This is a genomic window from Mycobacterium sp. (assembly GCF_035506235.1).
Classification (GTDB): Bacteria; Actinomycetota; Actinomycetes; order Mycobacteriales; family Mycobacteriaceae; genus Mycobacterium.
The window spans coordinates 1-5,257 of record NZ_DATJPU010000038.1; the positions used below are offsets into that span (position 1 = coordinate 1).

Sequence of the window (5,257 nt, forward strand, 5' to 3'; positions counted from 1 at the left end):
CCAAGAACAATTGACCAACAAAGACATCCTGCGCTGCTTGAAGCGCTATATCGCTCGTCAGATCTACAAGACGCTCACCAGGCAAAACACCACCAACCCCGGTATCCCACAAGCAGCTTGACAACCATAGGAGCATCGGGACGGTTCACGTTGCCTCCGGCCTTGACGTTGGATGGTTCGATGCAGTTGCCGAACGGCACTGCGACTGAACGCATCTGATAGGCCGTCGATCCGGTCAGGACAGCTGCCCTTCCGTTCTTGTCGATAGTGAACTTGCCGACCGTCTCAATCGCGCTTCTCTTCCGGTCGGCCGTGATCGTGTAGTAGCCACCGGTCGTCTGGATTGATCGGTGGTCCATGAGCTGCCGTAGAACGTCGACGGGGGTTCCGTTGTCGGCGTGGCGCTGTGCATAAGAATGGCGGAATGCGTACGGGTGGATCTTGGATCGGTCGAATGGCACCGGATCACCGTGCGAGTCGATTTCACCGCTGTCCAGCGACTGCAAGCCTCGGACCCAGGTGCGGATCGCTTGGCTAAGACCGTTGCTGCTGAGGTGCTTCTCGCTGATGGTGCTGCCGGGGAACAGATATTGCTGTGACGATGTGGAAATTGTCTTGCGGATCTCTCTCCAGTCAGTGATGGCCTTCGCTGTCGACTCAAGTATCGGAAGACGCCGGCCTGGGCGACGTGCCTTGTGATTGTCGTAGATCAAAACCGGCCCTGTGGCGTCTCGGCATAGGCAGTCGGTTGGCAGGCTGGCCACCTCGAGGGTGCGCCTCCCGGTGTCACGCAAGACGATATACGCGGTGAGGAACATCTGGTGGGTCTGCTCGGACGTGAGCCGCCCGTGGGTGAATCCACGGCCGACAGAATCAGTCTGGGCGTCGAGCTGGCGTTGGACGGTCTCTGGGATTGCTTTGCCGGACGTCTCGACGACAGGATCGGCCGGCAAGTGGATTCTGGTGCGTGAGGGTTCGAATGATGCTGGTAGTCCTTCGAGCAGGCCCTGCCGCCGTCCCCAGGTGATGAGGTCGAAGAATACGGCAAAAATATGCCGCTTGAACGATGTTTGGCACGGTTCGCCGTTGTCGACGCGGGTAAGGAATCGGATGCTTTCAGCGACCGCGTCGACGTCGCGATTGCCTAGTGCGGTCACGTCATGGCCGCGGTCGGTTCGCTGTTCGAGTGCCTGTGAGGCAACTACGGCTGCGCGATGGGTCTTCACGATCAGGTAGCTTTGTGGTTCTTGGCGTGACCATGCGAGCGCTACTTCACGCAACCATGGCTGGGTGATTAGGCCGAAGTCGAGGCACTTGCGTCGTCGCGGGCGTGGTCGCCGGCCGCTCGGCTGCGGTTCGAAGCCGACATCGTCGAGATCCCAGACGAGTGCGTCCTTGGCGCTGCGTCCAAGGAATGTGTCGTGGGCGTTACGGAGTGCCCGCGCGAACTGGTGCAGGTGTACGCCGACCGTGGTGTTATGACGTTGCGCGATCCGGTCAACGTCTGCCTTGCTCATGGTTGCAAGGCTCGGGCTGACTTCCATGATGCGGATGACAGCTTTCGTGTTTTCGGGGTCGATGCGGCCGCCCCGTGCCGAGCGTTGCTGTAGCGCGTAGAGCACCTCCCATCGAAGCCGATCGGGCAGGTTCAGCAGCATGAACTGATGAACACCGATGTGCGGCAACTGTTGTCGCGCCCAATCATCGACTGGTTCCAGCCGGCGGTCCCGCTTGTAGCGACTCCAGTGCAGACGGCAGACCTTCGTTGCGCTTGTCATGGATTCGCGAAGGCAGGCGGGAACGATGCAGTCGGGCAGCGGTTCGTCCGGAATGGTGGCTTCACCGCTGGCCATCCACTCCGCGAGGGTAATCGTTGGTCCGCGTCTACTGCGCTTATTCCACTGGTGGTAGTGATATTCACAGACCTTGCGGATGGCACCCTTGCTCGGGCAGCAGCGTCCGTTGACCTCGACTGTGCAGCGAGCCGGGTTGGACCGCTGGACAGTTCTGAGTCGCGGCGTCAGCCGGCTGTAGCTCTTAATAAACTCGTCGTAATGGAGACCCGACTGCTTGAATGCCTTCGCGCACGTCTGGCATAGCCTGCCATGCACCATGACTACCGGGCAGTTTGCGACAGCACAGCTTGCAGCCAACGTGGTCGGATCATCGGGGGAGCAGGTGAATAGCCAGAGTTCGGGGTCCCATTGTCCGGGCCGCCAGTTCAGGTCGGTGTGATCGCGCAGCCAGGCCAGCCACGCGGACTCGTCCTGAACTGGTCTGAGGTAGGCAGTATCCGGGGTCGAGTCCGCCTGCGCCGCATTACTGCTCATCGAGGGCGCCGATCGGCGTGACGCGTGCACGTTCGACGGCTGCCCGCATCGCCGCGTCCGATGGATGGAAGTAGACCGACATCGAGGCAGGGGAGACATGGCCGAGCAGGGCTTGCACAACGTCGCGCGGTGTCCCCGATTCGAGCCATCGGGTTGCCGCTGAATGGCGAAACATGTGTGGCGTCACGCTGAATCCCACTGTTTCGGAGAGCCGTTCGAAGAGCTTCTTGGCGTTGTGATAGCGGAGCGGCTCCCCCAGCGGAGGTTTGTATAGGTTGACGAAGACGAAGTCACTGCTGTCGCCTTCGGGAGTCGTGGATCTCTCGAATTGGTAGTCGGCGTAAAGCTCGACGACTTCGGTGGTGACGGGGATCGATCGGGGAAATCGGCTCTTTGCCAGCGAGCCGTTGGCGTTGGCACGGCGGCGAACGTGGATGTGTGGGGCGCGAATAGCGCATCCCAGCACGTTGTTGGCGGCCAGCAGGTGCATGTCTTCGCGGCGCAGCCCCAGTGCTTCGCCGATCCTCATGCCTGATTCGGCAAGGATCGCGACCAGGAGTCTGTCCCGCAGCCGGGGCAGGGCCCTCATCACCACGGCGATCTGATCCGCCGTGAGGAATTGGGGAGGGTTGTCCGTCTCAGATAGCCGGAGAGCACGCGATCGAACGGTGCGGAATTGGTTGTCTTCGCCGAAGTCGTAACCGGCCGGGCCGCGCCGCAGGTACTTGGGTTCGCTGATCTGCTGGGCGAGCTCGGGCGGGTACCAGCCTCTGGTCGCAGCGAAGCGCAGAAACTCACACACCGAGGTAAGGACGGTGTTAGCGGTCTTGTTGGACCTGTACCCCGCGTCGGGACTACTGGTGCGCCGTTGAATTGGGTTGGTGACAAGCCAGTGTTAGAAGCCGGCCAAGTCCTGCACCGCGATGCTGCGCCAATCCAGTCGGTGCTCGGCGCAATAGGTGAGGAACAGGGCCAGGCGGCCGGCATATACGCGTTCGGTGTTGACCGACCGGTCGCGGAAGCGCAGTGACGCAAGGTATTCGCACGACTCGTGGTGCAGGGTGTAGTCGTCGTCGACGACGACGAACGACGACAAGCCATCGCTGGGCGAGATCGCCCGTTCGGAGGAGAAGCGCTGCGTCATGGGGTCAAGGTAACCGATGTGACTGACAAGGGGTGGATAGCGATTTGGTTATTCCCCAGAACACATTTCATCCAGAGGTGCCTGCGGTTGTCGGGCAGGGGGAGATAACCATCGTGAGAATTTAAGGCCGCGAGGTAGAAGTCGATGCGGTCCTTGGAGCCATCCTTGCCGTCGAACACCACGGTGGCGGGCAGCTTCATGGTGACGAAGGTTTCGCGCCCGCCGCGCAGCGCGCCGGCGGTTTCGAAGTGCGCGCCGCCGCTTTGGTCCACAAGGGCGTCAAGCAGCTCGCAGGAGGCCTCGTTTTGGACCGGCTCGTACTTGCTGCCGACGACGCCGAGCACATCGAGGCGTCCGTTGATGGGGTTGGTGCGCACGGTGGCGTAAAAGTCCGGCACCGACAGGGGCGCTGGAGTGGTCACGCCGGCGTCGCCGATGACGGGTTCCTGGGGGACCTGCAGCGGCATTTTGCGGACGTTCCAGCCGGCCAGGTGCGCGGCCTGCAGAGCCTCGCGGGCGGTCATGGTGTGCCCAACCGATTGGCCGAGACGGTGCCAGGCATCGCTGCGGGAGTTGGCGAAGGAGACCTGACCGTCGGTGATGTCGAGTTCGTGTGCCATGAGAGTTGTTCCTTTCTTGCGAAACGGTGTTGGTTGGCGCCGGTCAGCGCCGGGTGTGGGGGGACCGGCGGGGTGGCGGTGTCAACCCCGAAGAGTCCGGCGGATGGGCAGGAGGCGGATTTTCGGCCCGGCGAGCCCGGCGCGAAGCGCCCTGGGCGAGCTGCCATAGGGCCGATAAATGCCGCCGGTGCCGCACGGGCGCAGCGGGAGCCGCCCGCCAGGGCGGCGGGAGCAGCGAACGGGCGAGCCCGCCGGGCGTGGGTTGACAGCGACGGGGTCCCCTGACGGTCATACTTGGCCCCCGCTGACGGCTGGAAGAAGGTGAGGGGCTACGGACGGTCGCCGCCGGCAGGCGGCGGTAGCGCCCGTTGAGGGCGCGCAAGGGTGGAGCGCCGGAAGAAAAAAGGGGGGCCCGGCCACCCCTCGGTGTGGGGAGCTGGCCGGGCCCCGGGGAATCGTTGGGGGTTAGTCGCCGGTGGTGGCGTCGATGATGGCGCGGCTGATCTGCTGGGGTGGTATGCCGGAGCGCAGCGCGGTGAGAAGCATGAGAGCGAGCCGCGGCGGCGGGGTGTGGGTGGCTTGGGCCTCGTTGAGTGCAGCGTCTGCGGCGATGCCGGCGCGAACGCTGTCGTCCAGGAAGCAGTAGCAGGCGGCTGCGATGGTGAGCGCTTCGGCGCGGGGCTGGCCACGCAGGCGCCGGGCGATGTGGGTCCACAGGTAGGCGCCGGTGTCGGTGTGTCGGGCGGCCGCGGCGATCATAGCGTCGCGCACGGCGATGTCGGCGGTGATGGCGATGCCTGCGCGGGTGGGTAGGGTGCGGCTGATCGGGTGCCCTTCGAGGGCGTCGGCGATCTCCTGGGCGGCGGTGATAACGAGTTCGCCGTGGTCTCCGAGGGCCATCGGTGGGGCTGGCGGCAGGTAGGCGAATTCGGCTTCGATGTCGCTGCGTCCCGCGCTCACTCGGTCACCGCCGAGGACCCGGTGGGCGGTGACCAGCGAGTCGGTGTAGGGGTAGGTGGGTCCGGTGGCGCCGCTGTCGGGGTCATACCACTGCCCTTCGGTGGTGACGTCGCGGGTCATGATGCGGCGCAGCACGGGGATGCCGGCGGCGCTTAGCGCGACGCGCAGGGCATCCAGGACGGTGAGGGCGTGCCATTCGTGGG

5 protein-coding genes are annotated in these 5,257 nt (G+C 64.0%); all 5 read right to left on the bottom strand.

Translation table 11 applies throughout. The features are described 5' to 3' along the window. Window positions 1-74 precede the first annotated feature (74 nt). Window positions 75-2,330: a tyrosine-type recombinase/integrase gene (locus VMD50_RS04290; RefSeq protein ID WP_325425198.1), complete on the bottom strand. Its 2,256-nt coding sequence runs from the start codon at window positions 2,328-2,330 to the stop codon at window positions 75-77. After that, a complete protein-coding gene (locus tag VMD50_RS04295) occupies window positions 2,320-3,132 on the bottom strand; it encodes a tyrosine-type recombinase/integrase (RefSeq protein ID WP_325425200.1) in 813 nt (270 codons plus the stop codon). Before VMD50_RS04295 ends, VMD50_RS04290 begins: the two co-directional genes overlap by 11 nt. A gap of 93 nt (window positions 3,133-3,225) precedes the next feature. Further along, window positions 3,226-3,474 (bottom strand): hypothetical protein, encoded by a 249-nt coding sequence (locus tag VMD50_RS04300; RefSeq protein WP_325425202.1) that lies wholly within the window; start codon window positions 3,472-3,474, stop codon window positions 3,226-3,228. Beyond that, entirely contained in the window at window positions 3,471-4,094 is a 624-nt protein-coding gene (locus VMD50_RS04305) for a DUF932 domain-containing protein (RefSeq protein WP_325425203.1), read from the bottom strand. The genes VMD50_RS04300 and VMD50_RS04305 overlap by 4 nt, the downstream gene beginning before the upstream one ends. Before the next feature lie 465 nt (window positions 4,095-4,559). Further along, window positions 4,560-5,257: DUF4192 family protein (locus VMD50_RS04310; protein WP_325425205.1), on the bottom strand; the 698-nt coding region annotated here is incomplete at its 5' end.

Coding starts and splice junctions, on each gene's coding strand:
- VMD50_RS04300 (WP_325425202.1), bottom strand. CDS start 3,474: ATGACGCAGCGCTTCTCCTCCGAACGGGCGATCTCGCCCAGCGATGGC.
- VMD50_RS04290 (WP_325425198.1), bottom strand. CDS start 2,330: ATGAGCAGTAATGCGGCGCAGGCGGACTCGACCCCGGATACTGCCTAC.
- VMD50_RS04305 (WP_325425203.1), bottom strand. CDS start 4,094: ATGGCACACGAACTCGACATCACCGACGGTCAGGTCTCCTTCGCCAAC.